Annotated in this window: 23 protein-coding genes and 1 pseudogene; 20 read left to right on the forward strand and 4 right to left on the reverse strand. The window is 65.6% G+C overall.

Annotated elements, in window-relative coordinates:
• Positions 1 to 423: 423 nt before the first annotated feature.
• The 3 genes from ABIE57_RS19625 to ABIE57_RS19635 are packed head-to-tail and all read right to left on the reverse strand — an operon-like array spanning position 424 to position 1,817.
• The gene (locus ABIE57_RS19625; RefSeq protein ID WP_354540727.1) at positions 424 to 936 is read right to left on the reverse strand and encodes a hypothetical protein; all 513 of its coding nucleotides are present in this window, start codon (positions 934 to 936) and stop codon (positions 424 to 426) included.
• 4 nt (positions 937 to 940) lie between these two features.
• Complete coding sequence (locus ABIE57_RS19630; RefSeq protein ID WP_354540729.1) at positions 941 to 1,105, reverse strand: hypothetical protein; 165 nt, start codon at positions 1,103 to 1,105, stop codon at positions 941 to 943.
• A 43-nt stretch (positions 1,106 to 1,148) separates the two neighbouring features.
• Positions 1,149 to 1,817 carry a LexA family transcriptional regulator gene (locus ABIE57_RS19635; protein WP_354540730.1) on the reverse strand — a complete coding sequence of 223 codons (669 nt, stop codon included), beginning with the start codon at positions 1,815 to 1,817 and terminating at the stop codon, positions 1,149 to 1,151.
• 98 nt (positions 1,818 to 1,915) lie between these two features.
• On the opposite strand from ABIE57_RS19635, the gene ABIE57_RS19640 reads away from it, so the two are divergent.
• Entirely contained in the window at positions 1,916 to 2,170 is a 255-nt protein-coding gene (locus ABIE57_RS19640; RefSeq protein WP_354540731.1) for a hypothetical protein, read from the forward strand.
• Positions 2,167 to 2,547, forward strand: a complete 381-nt coding sequence (locus ABIE57_RS19645) for a hypothetical protein (protein WP_354540732.1) — start codon at positions 2,167 to 2,169, stop codon at positions 2,545 to 2,547. Before ABIE57_RS19640 ends, ABIE57_RS19645 begins: the two co-directional genes overlap by 4 nt.
• 296 nt (positions 2,548 to 2,843) lie before the next feature.
• On the opposite strand, the gene ABIE57_RS19650 is transcribed toward ABIE57_RS19645, so the two are convergent.
• Positions 2,844 to 3,077 carry a hypothetical protein gene (locus ABIE57_RS19650; RefSeq protein ID WP_354540733.1) on the reverse strand — a complete coding sequence of 78 codons (234 nt, stop codon included), beginning with the start codon at positions 3,075 to 3,077 and terminating at the stop codon, positions 2,844 to 2,846.
• Positions 3,078 to 3,167: 90 nt separating this feature from the next.
• On the opposite strand from ABIE57_RS19650, the gene ABIE57_RS19655 reads away from it, so the two are divergent.
• From ABIE57_RS19655 to ABIE57_RS19735, 18 genes and pseudogenes are all read left to right on the forward strand, one after another.
• Positions 3,168 to 3,335 carry a hypothetical protein gene (locus ABIE57_RS19655; protein ID WP_354540734.1) on the forward strand — a complete coding sequence of 56 codons (168 nt, stop codon included), beginning with the start codon at positions 3,168 to 3,170 and terminating at the stop codon, positions 3,333 to 3,335.
• Entirely contained in the window at positions 3,322 to 3,549 is a 228-nt protein-coding gene (locus ABIE57_RS19660; protein ID WP_354540735.1) for a hypothetical protein, read from the forward strand. Before ABIE57_RS19655 ends, ABIE57_RS19660 begins: the two co-directional genes overlap by 14 nt.
• Positions 3,546 to 3,734 (forward strand): hypothetical protein, encoded by a 189-nt coding sequence (locus tag ABIE57_RS19665; RefSeq protein ID WP_354540736.1) that lies wholly within the window; start codon positions 3,546 to 3,548, stop codon positions 3,732 to 3,734. Before ABIE57_RS19660 ends, ABIE57_RS19665 begins: the two co-directional genes overlap by 4 nt.
• 5 nt (positions 3,735 to 3,739) lie before the next feature.
• Positions 3,740 to 4,000 (forward strand): hypothetical protein, encoded by a 261-nt coding sequence (locus tag ABIE57_RS19670; protein ID WP_354540737.1) that lies wholly within the window; start codon positions 3,740 to 3,742, stop codon positions 3,998 to 4,000.
• Positions 4,000 to 4,224, forward strand: a complete 225-nt coding sequence (locus tag ABIE57_RS19675; RefSeq protein ID WP_354540738.1) for a hypothetical protein — start codon at positions 4,000 to 4,002, stop codon at positions 4,222 to 4,224. Before ABIE57_RS19670 ends, ABIE57_RS19675 begins: the two co-directional genes overlap by 1 nt.
• On the forward strand, positions 4,221 to 5,078 hold the full coding sequence (locus tag ABIE57_RS19680) for a ParB/RepB/Spo0J family partition protein (protein ID WP_354540739.1): 858 nt from the start codon (positions 4,221 to 4,223) through the stop codon (positions 5,076 to 5,078). Before ABIE57_RS19675 ends, ABIE57_RS19680 begins: the two co-directional genes overlap by 4 nt.
• Positions 5,075 to 7,189 (forward strand): transposase domain-containing protein, encoded by a 2,115-nt coding sequence (locus tag ABIE57_RS19685; RefSeq protein ID WP_354540740.1) that lies wholly within the window; start codon positions 5,075 to 5,077, stop codon positions 7,187 to 7,189. Before ABIE57_RS19680 ends, ABIE57_RS19685 begins: the two co-directional genes overlap by 4 nt.
• Before the next feature lie 18 nt (positions 7,190 to 7,207).
• On the forward strand, positions 7,208 to 8,008 hold the full coding sequence (locus tag ABIE57_RS19690; protein ID WP_354540741.1) for an AAA family ATPase: 801 nt from the start codon (positions 7,208 to 7,210) through the stop codon (positions 8,006 to 8,008).
• Positions 8,005 to 8,535 carry a hypothetical protein gene (locus ABIE57_RS19695; protein ID WP_354540742.1) on the forward strand — a complete coding sequence of 177 codons (531 nt, stop codon included), beginning with the start codon at positions 8,005 to 8,007 and terminating at the stop codon, positions 8,533 to 8,535. Before ABIE57_RS19690 ends, ABIE57_RS19695 begins: the two co-directional genes overlap by 4 nt.
• Positions 8,532 to 8,903, forward strand: coding sequence for a hypothetical protein (locus ABIE57_RS19700; RefSeq protein ID WP_354540743.1), 372 nt, complete (start codon positions 8,532 to 8,534; stop codon positions 8,901 to 8,903). Before ABIE57_RS19695 ends, ABIE57_RS19700 begins: the two co-directional genes overlap by 4 nt.
• The gene (locus ABIE57_RS19705) at positions 8,893 to 9,240 is read left to right on the forward strand and encodes a hypothetical protein (protein ID WP_354540744.1); all 348 of its coding nucleotides are present in this window, start codon (positions 8,893 to 8,895) and stop codon (positions 9,238 to 9,240) included. The genes ABIE57_RS19700 and ABIE57_RS19705 overlap by 11 nt, the downstream gene beginning before the upstream one ends.
• Entirely contained in the window at positions 9,237 to 9,446 is a 210-nt protein-coding gene (locus tag ABIE57_RS19710) for a hypothetical protein (protein WP_354540745.1), read from the forward strand. The genes ABIE57_RS19705 and ABIE57_RS19710 overlap by 4 nt, the downstream gene beginning before the upstream one ends.
• Positions 9,439 to 10,089: a DUF3164 family protein gene (locus tag ABIE57_RS19715; RefSeq protein WP_354540746.1), complete on the forward strand. Its 651-nt coding sequence runs from the start codon at positions 9,439 to 9,441 to the stop codon at positions 10,087 to 10,089. Before ABIE57_RS19710 ends, ABIE57_RS19715 begins: the two co-directional genes overlap by 8 nt.
• Positions 10,090 to 10,514: 425 nt before the next feature.
• Positions 10,515 to 11,192, forward strand: a complete 678-nt coding sequence (locus ABIE57_RS19720) for an ORF6N domain-containing protein (protein ID WP_354540747.1) — start codon at positions 10,515 to 10,517, stop codon at positions 11,190 to 11,192.
• 3 nt (positions 11,193 to 11,195) lie between these two features.
• Positions 11,196 to 11,408, forward strand: a complete 213-nt coding sequence (locus ABIE57_RS19725) for a hypothetical protein (protein ID WP_354540748.1) — start codon at positions 11,196 to 11,198, stop codon at positions 11,406 to 11,408.
• Complete coding sequence (locus ABIE57_RS19730) at positions 11,401 to 11,598, forward strand: hypothetical protein (protein ID WP_354540749.1); 198 nt, start codon at positions 11,401 to 11,403, stop codon at positions 11,596 to 11,598. The genes ABIE57_RS19725 and ABIE57_RS19730 overlap by 8 nt, the downstream gene beginning before the upstream one ends.
• A gap of 91 nt (positions 11,599 to 11,689) precedes the next feature.
• Positions 11,690 to 11,746: pseudogene (locus ABIE57_RS20655) on the forward strand (hypothetical protein); the annotation flags it as partial.
• Between the two features lie 34 nt (positions 11,747 to 11,780).
• Positions 11,781 to 11,963, forward strand: a complete 183-nt coding sequence (locus ABIE57_RS19735) for a hypothetical protein (RefSeq protein WP_354540750.1) — start codon at positions 11,781 to 11,783, stop codon at positions 11,961 to 11,963.
• Positions 11,964 to 11,992: the final 29 nt, after the last annotated feature.

Raw genomic sequence — 11,992 nt, forward strand, 5'->3', positions numbered from 1 at the left:
TGTTGTGTGACACTCTATTCCGAAGTGTTTCCGGATAAGCCCCGAAGAGGTCGGCCTTTGCCGGATGGGGCAGTAAAATAAGGGGAGTATGGACGTGAGAGAGCGCCAGGGAGTGCGCTGGGTGAAGTCCGCAGTGGATCGGGAAAAATGACCGATCTGGGCGGTTTGAGGGTTGTGAGGCGGGTTGAGGGTCAACGAGGCGCGCGATGCGTCAAACCCCATTAAAACAGGGTTTAAACGCAAATTCGAGGCGCATTTCGGAGTGGAAAACCGGGTCAGGGAGCGTCCTGAACTGGGCGGGTTCGCGCCCAGTTCTCAGAAATCCGCCCACTTCCATGTTTTTGCGTTGAAGATCAACGGCGTAGCCTTGCCGACGACCTGCATTTCCGACCAGAGAAGTGGGCGCATTTTTTCGGGCAAATCTCAGCGTTGGAGGGCGGTGTCGCCGGGCAGGTATTGGGCAAAAAGGCGCTGCCACCAGGACAGCTTTTCGATGTCGTCGGAGCCGATGGCGCGGGCCACCTGATTGTGGCAGATGAGGTCGAGATAGCGGCGGATCGGCGGCTCGCGGGCCTCGATCGAGAGTATCTCGGCGCGCAGCTCGCGCAGGTCGTCGGCGGTGGGATCGGCGCGCATGGCGAGGATGCGTTCGAGCGACAGGAACTCACCGGCGAGGCTGCTGTGCTGGCGCGCCTTGGCCGAAAGGCGGGCGACCTGATCGAGCGCCTGCAAGGCGGCGACGGATGCGCCCGCGACAAGCGGGATCCAATCGGCCCACTGCGCCAGAAGGGCGACCACGACCGACGATCCGGAGACGAGCGAGAGGAAGGATACCCGGTTCGACCAGCCCTCGAAGAAGCGTTCGCGCAGGCGGTGATAGCGGATCGAGCGTTGCAGGTGGCAGGTCAGATCGTGGTGCTCGGCGTCGATGGGCATGGTCCTATCCTTCGTTTTCGTCCTGCCCCTTGTCGGGTTTGCGCGCGGGGGCGGGGCGCGTGGGTGAGACGTTGAGGCCGTTCCGCTTGCCCTCGCTATACTCTATCGCGTCGTTGCGCGGGTCGCGCACAGGGGCGGGGCGCGTGGGTGGTGCCTTACGGTCTACCATATCGAAATCTCCTGCTTAAGATGAAGTTACGCGCGCGCGCCGATCACCAGCTATGCGCCGACCAGACAATCTCGCCCAGGATGTTCAGGCGGTTCATGTCGTCGCCCTGGCGGGTCTCGGCGGGGTGGGCGGGGTTGTCGGAAGTGAGGATGAGGAGCTGATCGGGGATCAGGTCGAGGCGTTTGACGCGGGAATGTCCGTCGGTGTCGATGAGGGCATAGACGCGGCGGTTGCGGACCTCGCGGCGGCGCCGGTCGATCATCACGAGATCGCCGTCATGGAGCGTGGGGGCCATGCTGTCGCCGGTGACGGTCAGGAGGCAGGCCTGATCGGGGGAGATGGCACGTTCGCGCAGCCAGTCGCGGCGGAAGGCCAGCGCGTCGGAGTGCTCGACCTGGTCATTCACCGCGCCCGCCCCGGCGGCAAGGCGGGCGTCGATGCGGCGGATGGCGGCATACTCGGAGCCGTCGAGCGACACATCATATACAGGGCCGGTTTCGCGCGGCGGGCCGAGGTAGAATTCGAGGCCAAGGGCCTCTGCGATCTTCTTGGCGTTATCAACGCTCGGCGTCCGAGTTTCCTTGTCGAGTATTCCCTTGAGGAAATTCCGCCGAAGTCCAAGGCGGTTTTCGAGGCCGCGATGGGACAGTCCGTCCCTTTCTAGGCGGGCCTTTATCTCCTCAAGCAGGACATATGATGGATCGGTGTGCACAATCGTGCACTACACAAAAAACGCGTTCCCGTCCAATATTTTCCATCTGTCCGCATTTGTGCTTGCATGTGCATCCATGATTGTGCACAAATGGGTGCATGTTGAGCGAGCACCAAATAAGAGACCTGATCATCGCGCTGGCAAAAGCCCGCGATTGGGAGGTCACCTATGCCTCCCGTATGGCCAGCGGTAGCGGCGATACGGTGGCCCGTCTTGATGCTGGCGTGGGGATCACCCTGCGCCGCGCCAAGGTCATCATCCAACGCTGTTCGGACCTTTGGCCGGACGGTTCCGGTCATGCGTGGCCGGATAGCATCCGTCGCCCGTCCGGTGACGCGGAGGACGCGGCATGAGCCTTCGCCGTCGCCTTGCGCTGTTGTTGTGCCCGGAGCTTACCCCGGAAACCTGTGATGTCACGCCGGTGTTCCGCTCAGTTCGGACCGACGCGTCCGAGGCGCAGGCGTTACGCCGATCCCGCGACTACAAGGCAGGTTTCTGGGCGGGTGTGGATCTTGCTCGACGACTATTCAACAAGTGGAATGCCTGCCTCCCGACGCGCCGTGAGCGTCTTGAAGAGGAAGGTGACCGGCGGGGGATCAGCAGGCCCGAGATCGGGCGTATCTGGGCACGGCTGCGCGATGGCGAGCGGCTGGATCATCTCTTTCCCGAAATTGACTGGAACTTCGTCTTTTTCGGCGAGCGCAACCCCAATCAGGAGGACCCGGCATGAGCCTTCGCCGTCGCCTTGCCCTGATGATCTGCCCTGAGCTGCGGTCCGTGAAGAAGCTCGACGCTGGTGCCGTTCGCATCGGCGAGGAGGCCCGCCGCACGGCGCAGCCCTGCCAGATGGAGGTGCATGGGCCGGGCAGCAAACGGGTCTACTGCCTGCGCTGCGGCGAGCATGTCAGTGTCGCTCTCCCGGAGGTGTGCCCAGCGCGCGCCCCCGCACGCGAGGAACTCGGGTTGGACAGGGCCGGGTTTGTCGATCTTGAAGCGGCGCGGCGGATCGAGCGTGAACGCGAGACTTCACGGCTCCCGCAGCGTGTCGATCATGTTGATGATGTCGTCGAGGGCGAAGGCCGTCAGCGCGTCTTTGCCGTCCGCGTTCTTCTTCTGTGCCAGAAGCTGCACCACTATGTGATCGGCATTGCCACCGGCACCGACCCCATCCATCGCGCTGACAAGAAAGACAACGGTCATGCGTAGGGCTTGGATCTGCGCCTTCAGCCATTTGATCTCGGCTTCGGGGTCTTTGGTCATCGGTTCCCTCCATCGGTTTGTTGACCCTTGCGATGGTAGGGCGCGCGCGGGCGGGGTGTCTAGCCTCGCCCGTGCATCGGGGGTGCTGTCATGAGCGGGCGGCGGGACCCGGAGGGGCGGTTGCCACCGGGCAGCGGCCTTGGGCTGGCGATGGTGCTGGCGGGGCTGTTCTGGGCCGGGGTGGCGTCGGTGCTGGTGGTGTCGGTGCTGCGGCCCGTGCCGGTGATCTATCAAGGAGAGAGCCATGAAAATCCGTGATCTGGTGCCCGGTGCGGGGCAGTTGCAATCGGAAATCGAGCTTATGCCGCAGGCGATGCGGGTGGCGCTGGCGTTGCAGCTGGTGCGCGATATCGACAGTCCGTGCTGCGCGCTGTCGCTGATGCGGCTGAGCCGCCTGGCCGAGGAGCAGCACCTGGCGATCCGCCGCGAAGAGTTCATCCGTGAGAATGACGCGCGGAGGGTGCACCGGTGAAGGCCCCTTTGAACACGCATTCGAACCCCCGCGCGAGCAGACGCCTCTATGGCGCGCGGGCACTGCGCCGCGACCGTGCGAGGCCGCAAGGCCCCGGTCGCGGCGTCCTTTCCATCATCGGCGATGTGCTGGGGGGCGTGGCGCTCTTCGTGGCGCTGTTCGTCGTCGCGAGCTTGGGAGGGTGAGCGCGATGGCCCTTCACGTCGCCCGCTGGGGCACCGGATATGCCGTGTTCGACGGAAAGGTGCGCAAGACCCGCGCCTACAGTCACCGAGAGCTTGCCTTGCGGCAGATGGACCTGATGGAGGAGGCCGCGCGGCGGGAAGGTCAGGCGCGCGAGCGGGCCTGCCTGAGCTGCGGCGCGCGGTTCTGGTCGGAATGCTTCGGGCACCGGATGTGCAACCGGTGCCGGGAGCGGAAATCCGGCCTCGATGCAAGGATGCTGGGCTGATGCATCACGCACCGCTCACCTCGCCGCGCCTGCAACGGGTTCTGTCGGTCCTGAGGGACGGGCGGGCCCATACCACGCGCGAGATCGTGCGGGAGGCGCATGTGGTGGCGGTCAACAGCTGCATCGCGGAACTGCGGGCGAACGGGGCGGTGATCCACTGCACCCGCGAGCGCAAGAAGGACCGGCTCATTTGCCGGTATACAATGGTGAAGGCCCCGGAATGATTGAACATATCTCGTCTGTCACTGAATTGCCGGTGGATGCGATCCTTGTCGAGGACCGGTTGCGAGGTGTGAGCCGAGCGACGGTGGAAGCGATGAAATCATCGCTTTTCGAACAGGGACAGCTGCAGAACATCAATGTGCGGCGCAAGCGCGACGGTGATTACCTTCTGGATGGCCTGCACCGCCTGACGGCGATGCGCGAGATGGGCTATAAAAGCATCCATGTGAGGTTGGTGCGCTGCAACGATGCCGAGGCGCGGCTGATCGAGATCGACAGCAATCTTGCCGGTGCGCCGCTGATCCCGGTCGATCTGGCGATGTTTCTTGCCGAGCGCAAGCGCAGCTATGAGGCATTGCATCCAGAGGCCCGCGCCGCGACGGGCGCGGCGCTGATTGCCAAGCGCTGGGATACGGCGGAAACGATTTCCGTCGTATCGTTTGCCAAGAGCGTTCAGGAACATCTTGATCTGTCTGAGCGGCATATCCGCAACTACGTGCGGGCCGGTCTGCTCTTGGACAGGCCCGAGGCCGAGGCGCTGCGCAGCGCGAAACGTCAGGTCGGCGTGATGGACCTGATCGGGGTCGGCAAGATCGGTGAGCGCGAAGAGCGCAGTTTCGTGATCGAGGCGCTGGCGGAAGGCAAGGCGGCGACGGTCAAGGCCGCGCGCCGTGCCTACCGGGCCGCGCGGGGCGAGGTCCCGGCCCCGCTGAGTGAGACGGATCGGGACCTGGCGCGGCTGCGCGATGCGTGGAGCCGGGCCGGTCTGCACGCGCGCCGGAAATTCGTCGCCGACAATGCCGCAGAGATCGAGGGTCTGCTCCGTTTCCTTTCTGACGAGGAGGACGCCGCATGAGCGATCACGCCACTGCGCAGGAATGGTGGAGTGCGGCCGAGCTGGCCGCGTCCGGTCTGCCGGACGTGCCCGGCACAAAGCGCCGCGTCAACGATCTGGCGCAGCGTGAGGGCTGGGCCATGGTGGCGGGCAAGGTGCGGCGCAGGCGCGGCGCGGGCGGCGGGGTCGAGTATCACTGGAGCGTCCTGCCCTTGCGCGCGCGACTTCGACTTGGCGTGGACCTGGCAAAACCTCCTCGCGTTCAGCGAGGGACTGACGATGCCTGGGCGCGGTATGACGCGGCGAGTGACAAGTCGCGGGCCGAGGCGGAGCGGCGGCTGGGGGCGCTTTGCGAGGTTGAGGCGCTGGAGGCGGCGGGGCTGACGCGGTCGTTGGCGGTATACGAGATTGCCCGGAAAGAGGGCTGCGCGGCGACGACGATATGGAGCTGGCTGCGGATGATCGAGGGTGTTCCGGCCCCGGACCGGTTGGCCTATCTGATCGACGGGCGGGCGGTGCGCCGCAGTGGCGTGGCGCGGGTCGAGCTGGATGATGCCTTCATCGCGCTTGTGCGCAGCGACTGGCTGCGCTTGTCGCAGCCGAGCCTCACGAGCTGCTATGACCGCGCCGCCCGCGTCTGGGTGGCCGAGAAGCGCAACAGCCCGGTACCGCCCTTGCACCAGGTGCGGCGGCGGATCAGGGCCGAGGTGTCGCGTCCGACCGAGGTTTTCCTTCGTAAAGGGGCGGAGGCGCTCAAGAGGTTCTACCCGGCGCAGGTCCGCAGCAAGGCGTTCATGGTCCCGATGGAGTGCATCCAGGGCGATTATCACAAGTTCGACGTGTTTGTGCAGTGGCCGGGCGTCGAGACACCGGTGCGTCCGCAATTGATGGTCTGGTCGGATGTCTATTCGGGCAAGCTCTTGGCGTGGCGGCTATCGGACACGGCAAACAGCCACACGGTGCAGCTGGTGACCGGCGATCTTATCCGCAAATGGGGCGTGCCGCAGGCGGCGCTGATGGATAATGGCCGCGAATTCGCTGCCAAGGCGATGACGGGCGGCGCGCCGAGCCGGTTCCGCTTCAAGATCAGGGATGAGGACATTCCCGGCCTGTTGCCGCTATTGGGTATCGAGATCCATTGGGCCACGCCCTATGCCGGGCAATCCAAGCCCATCGAGCGTGCGTTTCGCGACCTCTGCGACCGGGTGGCCAAGCATCCCGCGTTCGACGGGGCCTATACCGGCAACAACCCCACCGCCAAGCCCGAGGATTACGGCAGCCGTGCCATCCCGCTGGAGGATTTCAAGGCGGTGATGGAGGAGGAGATGGCGCATCACAATGCGCGGCCGGGTCGTAATAGCGAGGTGGCGATGGGCCGGTCGTTCGATGAGATTTTCAACGAAGGGTATGCGAAGGCGACGATCCGGCGCGCGAGCGACGAGCAGCTGCGCCTGTTCCTGATGCGGGCCGAGGGTGTGCGCGCGAAAAAGGACAATGGCGAGCTGAAGCTCTACGGGTCGCGCTACTGGTCGGAGTGGATGTATCGGATCGCGGGCGAGCGGGTTGTCGCGCGGTTCGATGCCGACGATCTGGCGGCCGGGCTGGAGATTTACGACCTCAAGGGCCGTTACCTGGGCCATGCCGAGTGCCGCGAGGCCGCCCCGTTCCTGAGCGTCGATCACGCGCGCGACCACAACCGCAAGCGTGGCGCGTGGGTCAAGGCGCAGAAGGCCGAGGCCGTGGCCGCGCGCGAGCTGAGCGCGGCTGAGATCGCGGCGCGGATGCGCGGGACCGGGGCGCTTGCCCCCGGCGCGCCCTTGCCCGAGGCGCAGGTGCATCAGCTGGTGGTGCCCCACAAGGCCGCGCCGAAGCGGCGGGCGGCGCAGGCGGCGGATGAGGCGCGCGAGGCGGCGCTGGAGGCGCAGTTGATGCGGCTGGAAGAGCATCGCGCGCAGCCCCGAGAGGCCCATGAGCCCGAAGAGCGCTTTGCCCGCGCGATGGCGCTGGAGCGCGCGCAGGGCGAGGGCGAGGCGCTGACGCAGGCGCAGGACGAGTGGCTGCGCGATTACCAATCCTCGGCGGAATACCGGGCCCATCTGCGCATGGCGCGCAGCTTTGGGGCCCGAGAGTAACAAGAAAAGGAGAGCAGCATGACACCATCCATCGCCCCCCTGCGCAATGTCGCGGCCCTGATCGGTCTGGTCGAGCGGGTGCAGTCCCGCGCCTTCGGCCTGCCCGGAATGGCGACGTTCTACGGCCCGTCGGGCTGGGGCAAGACTACCGCCGTGACGGTGGCGGCGAACGAGTATCAGGCGCATGTCGTGCAGGTCAAGGGTTGCTGGACGCCCACCTATTTCGCGCAGGCGATCCTGCGCGAGATCGGCCTGCCGCCGGTGCGCAGCGTGGCCGCGATGGTCGATGCGATCGGCGCGCAGCTGGCGCGCAGCGACCGTCCGCTGATCATCGACGACGCGCAGTATCTGTTGCGCAAGCGGATGATCGAGCTTGCGTGCGACATCTACGAGAGCTGCCAGGCCCCGGTGATCCTCGTAGGCGAGGAGAAGCTGCCGCAGGACCTGACCCGCTGGGAGCACATCCATAACCGGCAGTTGGCGTGGGAGCCCGCGCTGGCCTGCAACATGTCGGACGCGGCAAAGCTCGTGCCGATCTATGCGGCCGGCGTCGAGGTGGCCGATGACCTGCTGGCCGCGATCGTCGATGCCTCGGCGGGGTCGATCCGGCGGGTGGCGACCAATCTCGCGTCGGCGCGCGAGCTGGCCAAGGGGCGCGGCCGGAGGAGCGCCGATCTCGATCTCTGGAGCACGCGTCCCTTCACGACCGGTCAGCCGCCGACCGTGCGGCGCGTCGAGGATTTCCGACCCGCGGCGCGCCCCGGGCGTGCCGAGACGGTGATCCCGCTTGCGGCTGAAGCCAAGGCGGTGCGCAAATGAGCGAACTGTTCGACAGGATGTGGGAGCAGGTCCGGGATCTGGACGAATTCGACTTCCGTGACGTGGCGCGCCGGGGCTGCACCGAGCAGACGGCAATCCGTTATATCCGTTTCTGGCGCGAGGATGGCCGTATTTGCGTCTCGCGGATCGGAGACAACAACAAGAAGTTCTGGCGGCCCTCGCACAAGCCCGCAGCGATGCCGGAGCCCGTATGCGGCAAGGCGACGCCGGAGGGCAACATGTGGCGCGCGATGCGGCATCTGCGGCAGTTCAGCCCCACGGACATCGCCGCACATGCCAATGCGGGCGGCGTTGAGGTGACGGTCGAGAAGGCGCGCGCCTATTGCCGCCAGTTGATCGGCTCGGGTCACCTCAAGGCGCGGCAGACCGCCGTGCCGGGCCGCCGCGAGGCGATCTATCAGCTGATCGATGACAGCGGCCCGCGCCCGCCCAGGCCGGTCCGGCTCGCGGGTATCCTCGATCCGAACACCGGTGCCTTCGCCCCCTCGAAAGGTGGTGCGGCATGAGCGCCGTCGAGACGGCCCGCGAGTTCTGGGGTGAGGCGATCCCCGATTGGGTCGAGGCGCTGGCGCGGGCCTGCGACGAGACCAGCCAGAACAAGGTGGCGCTGCGGCTGGAGCGCAGCGCGAGCCTGGTGTCGAACATCCTGCGCAACCGCTATCCGGCGGATACCAGCGCGGTGGAGGATATCGTGCGCGGCACGTTCATGTCGGGCCGCCTCGCCTGCCCGGTGCTGGGCGAGATCGGCACGCATGTCTGCCGCAAGTGGCGCGGGCGCGCCGGGCATTTCGAGAACGTCAATGCCCAGTATGTGACCATGTATCGGGCCTGCAACCGCTGCCCCGTTCACAAGGGAGGGCATGATGCGACGTGATGACAGCCTTGATGCGGTGGTGAGCGCGCTTGCCGGGCAGGCGGTCCCCGCAAGCGAGATCGCGCGGCGCATCGGTGTCACGCCGAACCGGGTGCACAGCGTGCTGGCCTATCTGCGCCGCAACGGAGCCGAGTTTCCGCGCATCAAAATGGGGCCGTCAAACGCCCCGCAAGGCGCTCGGCTGACGCGGCTCAGCGGCGAGGTGCGCGCGGCCCTGGCTCCCTATGCCGCCGCCCGGCAGATGAGCGTGAAGGCGCTCTCGGTCCAGATCCTCCAGATCGTCGCCCGCGACCGGCTGGTTGACGCCATCATCGACGACAAGGAGCCGAGGCTATGACCACCCCCGACATCCCGCGCTGGAGCTATGATCAGATGATCCGCCTTGCCGCCTCGGGCGTGGCCAAGGTGGATCTGCTCGGGCCCAGAGGCACCACGCTCTGCTCGATGGACGAGATCGCCGCCATGGCGGGCGTCTGCGCGCTGCACGGCGTGGGATCAAAGCCCCCTTCAACCACCCCTTCAACAGGAGATGACAATGTCTGAGTTCACCCCTCACCCCATGCCCGACGGTCGCCGCGAGATCGACGGTCACAGCTACATGGGCGACGGTCGCGGCGGCTGGCAGCCGGTCGAGACGATCAAGCCGCAGCACCTGCTCGAAGACGAGACCGCCCGCAAGATCGTGGGTTACGCGCTGCCGCTTTCGGCGCAGATCGCGCGGTTCAAGGAACACACCTTCGACGACATCTCGGATTTCGAGGCGATCCTCGAGCAGGAATACGGGGCCCGCGTCGGCGGCAAGAAAGGCAACAAGACCCTGATGACCGTCGATCAGCTCTACAAGGTCGAGGTGCGCGTATCGGACCGGATCGACTTCGGCCCCGAGTTGCAGACCGCCAAGGCGCTCTTCGATGAGTGCCTGAACGAATGGTCTGCCGATGCGCGCGCGGAGCTGCGCGGGCTGGTCTCGGATGCGTTCAACACCGACAAGGAAGGCCAGATCAACCGCGCGCTGATGTTCGTGCTCTTGCGCCGCGAGAGCAGCGATCCGCGCTGGCGGCGCGGGCAGGATGCGATCCGCGACGCAATGCGCGTGGTGGGCTCCAGGACCTATGTGCGCTGCTGGCACCGCGAGGCGCACGACGCGCCCTGGCAGTCGATCCCGCTCGACCTGGCGAAGGTGTGAGGAGATGACGAGCCGCATTCCCAGACGCCATGCGCGCGGGCTATGCTGCTCGTCCGGGGCAATGATTTGCCCCGCGCTCTTTGACAGCGTGAAATCCTTTGACTGGCCGGGTCGAGCGGCGGGCTTGAGCAGTGTGATCCCCCGCACGCTCCCCGGCCCGGTCGGGGGGGTCGAAGCCCCGCAATTGACAATCAGAGCGAACCGCTGCATCTTGGTGGCGTTCGGTAGTGCCGTAGCAAGCGCCCGAACCAAGACACCGAAGGCGGTTACGCCCCGACACGGCGTCTCACATGAGACGATCTTACTCCGGGTGCCGCATGCGAATGTCCAGGGCTTCGGCCTAAAGGCATGTGGGGATCGGCCTTCGGCGGTCTTGCTAACACCCGGGGGCTGTGTGCCCCCCGTAACCGAAGGAGCGATAAGCCATGTCTCAGACAGACATTACCCTACCCGCCAATATCGGGCGGTCCGAGATCCACGATCTGCCGGACCGTCCGCCCTTCATGCTGATCCGCGAGATTGCGGATGTGGTCGGCATCAAACTGGACACAGTTCAAAAGGCGTTCCGGCGACATCGAGGCCAATTTCCGGAAGGCTATTACTTCACGCTTTCGGAAGCCGAGTTTTCTACGAGGTTCGGACACCACGTCCGCACTTCACGTGGAAAGCGCACCGATCTGGAGCAGGTCGCTATCACGGAAAGAGGTGCTGTATTGCTGTTGAGCCTGATGACCGGGCCGGATGTAATTCCGGCGCGTATCAGCTTGGTCGATACGATCTTCAACTCCTATCATGCCCGCGAGGCGGCGTTGCGGCGCGAGATGGCGATCGACCGGCAGGAGTGTATCGGCAAGAAGGCGATCCGGCAGCGTATCGCGGCGGCGGCGGAGGTCGGCGACAGCTACCTGCAACTCTACGGGCGCTGGCAGCATTCGCACCGGGCGCTGACCGCCGAGATCGAGGCGATGCGCCTGCGCGGGTATATCGCGCCGGATGCTCTGGTGCCGCCGCTCTACATTCTGCTCGATCTGCAACGGAAGGCCAACAGCATCGCGGCGGAGATCGAGGATACCCGCCAGATGCGCCTCGGGCTGGAGGGCTGAGCGATGAAAGACACGTTTCAAGACCTCGTTGCCTGCAAAGAGGCCGTCGCGCGGCAATTCGAGGGTCACACTCTCGACATTGCGAAGATCGTCTTGCTCAGCATGTTGCGGGATACGATCCGGTTCGAAATGGGCACGCCGGAACTGATCGCGGAACGCGCGGATCAGGTCGCGGAGTTCATCAAGCTGCCGGACAGCGAGGTGGGCAATGCCTGATCCGCGCGACGAGATCGTTTCCGGGGCTCTTGCGCTGCGCGGCCTCGCCGATCTGGTCAACGAGGTCGGCCAGTGCCGTCAGCAATTCGATCTGGTCGGCCCTGCCGAGCTGGGCGAGTTGCTCGGCATGGTCGAGGAGCGCATCGCCCGCGCCGCGAAGGGGATGGAGAACTACCGCCCCCGCGACTGATATTGCGGTCACAGAATGTGACCGCAAACCCGCGCGGCCCCTCTGTCACGGGGGGGCCGCGTCATGAACCGGTCCCTTCAACGCCTGATCTTTGAAGCAGTTTCGGCGCAACCCGGACCGCTTTCCGGACGATTTTTGGTTCAAGCTTCGGGACGACGAAATATCCGCTTTGGTCGGTCAATGTGGTCTACCAATCCGGGGCTCTTGCGCTGCGCGGCCTCGCCGATCTGGTCAACGAGGTCGGCCAGTGCCGTCAGCAATTCGATCTGGTCGGCCCTGCCGAGCTGGGCGAGTTGCTGGGCATGGTCGAGGAGCGCATCGCCCGCGCCGCGAAGGGGATGGAGAACTACCGCCCCCGCGACTGATATTGCGGTCACAGAATGTGACCGCAAAC

Source organism: Roseovarius sp. MBR-6, from assembly GCF_040547525.1.
Taxonomy (GTDB): domain Bacteria; phylum Pseudomonadota; class Alphaproteobacteria; order Rhodobacterales; family Rhodobacteraceae; genus Roseovarius.

Coding starts and splice junctions, on each gene's coding strand:
- ABIE57_RS19625 (WP_354540727.1), bottom strand. CDS start 936: ATGCCCATCGACGCCGAGCACCACGATCTGACCTGCCACCTGCAACGC.
- ABIE57_RS19630 (WP_354540729.1), bottom strand. CDS start 1,105: ATGGTAGACCGTAAGGCACCACCCACGCGCCCCGCCCCTGTGCGCGAC.
- ABIE57_RS19640 (WP_354540731.1), top strand. CDS start 1,916: ATGTTGAGCGAGCACCAAATAAGAGACCTGATCATCGCGCTGGCAAAA.
- ABIE57_RS19645 (WP_354540732.1), top strand. CDS start 2,167: ATGAGCCTTCGCCGTCGCCTTGCGCTGTTGTTGTGCCCGGAGCTTACC.
- ABIE57_RS19650 (WP_354540733.1), bottom strand. CDS start 3,077: ATGACCAAAGACCCCGAAGCCGAGATCAAATGGCTGAAGGCGCAGATC.
- ABIE57_RS19655 (WP_354540734.1), top strand. CDS start 3,168: ATGAGCGGGCGGCGGGACCCGGAGGGGCGGTTGCCACCGGGCAGCGGC.
- ABIE57_RS19660 (WP_354540735.1), top strand. CDS start 3,322: ATGAAAATCCGTGATCTGGTGCCCGGTGCGGGGCAGTTGCAATCGGAA.
- ABIE57_RS19670 (WP_354540737.1), top strand. CDS start 3,740: ATGGCCCTTCACGTCGCCCGCTGGGGCACCGGATATGCCGTGTTCGAC.
- ABIE57_RS19675 (WP_354540738.1), top strand. CDS start 4,000: ATGCATCACGCACCGCTCACCTCGCCGCGCCTGCAACGGGTTCTGTCG.
- ABIE57_RS19680 (WP_354540739.1), top strand. CDS start 4,221: ATGATTGAACATATCTCGTCTGTCACTGAATTGCCGGTGGATGCGATC.
- ABIE57_RS19685 (WP_354540740.1), top strand. CDS start 5,075: ATGAGCGATCACGCCACTGCGCAGGAATGGTGGAGTGCGGCCGAGCTG.
- ABIE57_RS19690 (WP_354540741.1), top strand. CDS start 7,208: ATGACACCATCCATCGCCCCCCTGCGCAATGTCGCGGCCCTGATCGGT.
- ABIE57_RS19695 (WP_354540742.1), top strand. CDS start 8,005: ATGAGCGAACTGTTCGACAGGATGTGGGAGCAGGTCCGGGATCTGGAC.
- ABIE57_RS19700 (WP_354540743.1), top strand. CDS start 8,532: ATGAGCGCCGTCGAGACGGCCCGCGAGTTCTGGGGTGAGGCGATCCCC.
- ABIE57_RS19705 (WP_354540744.1), top strand. CDS start 8,893: ATGCGACGTGATGACAGCCTTGATGCGGTGGTGAGCGCGCTTGCCGGG.
- ABIE57_RS19710 (WP_354540745.1), top strand. CDS start 9,237: ATGACCACCCCCGACATCCCGCGCTGGAGCTATGATCAGATGATCCGC.
- ABIE57_RS19715 (WP_354540746.1), top strand. CDS start 9,439: ATGTCTGAGTTCACCCCTCACCCCATGCCCGACGGTCGCCGCGAGATC.
- ABIE57_RS19720 (WP_354540747.1), top strand. CDS start 10,515: ATGTCTCAGACAGACATTACCCTACCCGCCAATATCGGGCGGTCCGAG.
- ABIE57_RS19725 (WP_354540748.1), top strand. CDS start 11,196: ATGAAAGACACGTTTCAAGACCTCGTTGCCTGCAAAGAGGCCGTCGCG.
- ABIE57_RS19730 (WP_354540749.1), top strand. CDS start 11,401: ATGCCTGATCCGCGCGACGAGATCGTTTCCGGGGCTCTTGCGCTGCGC.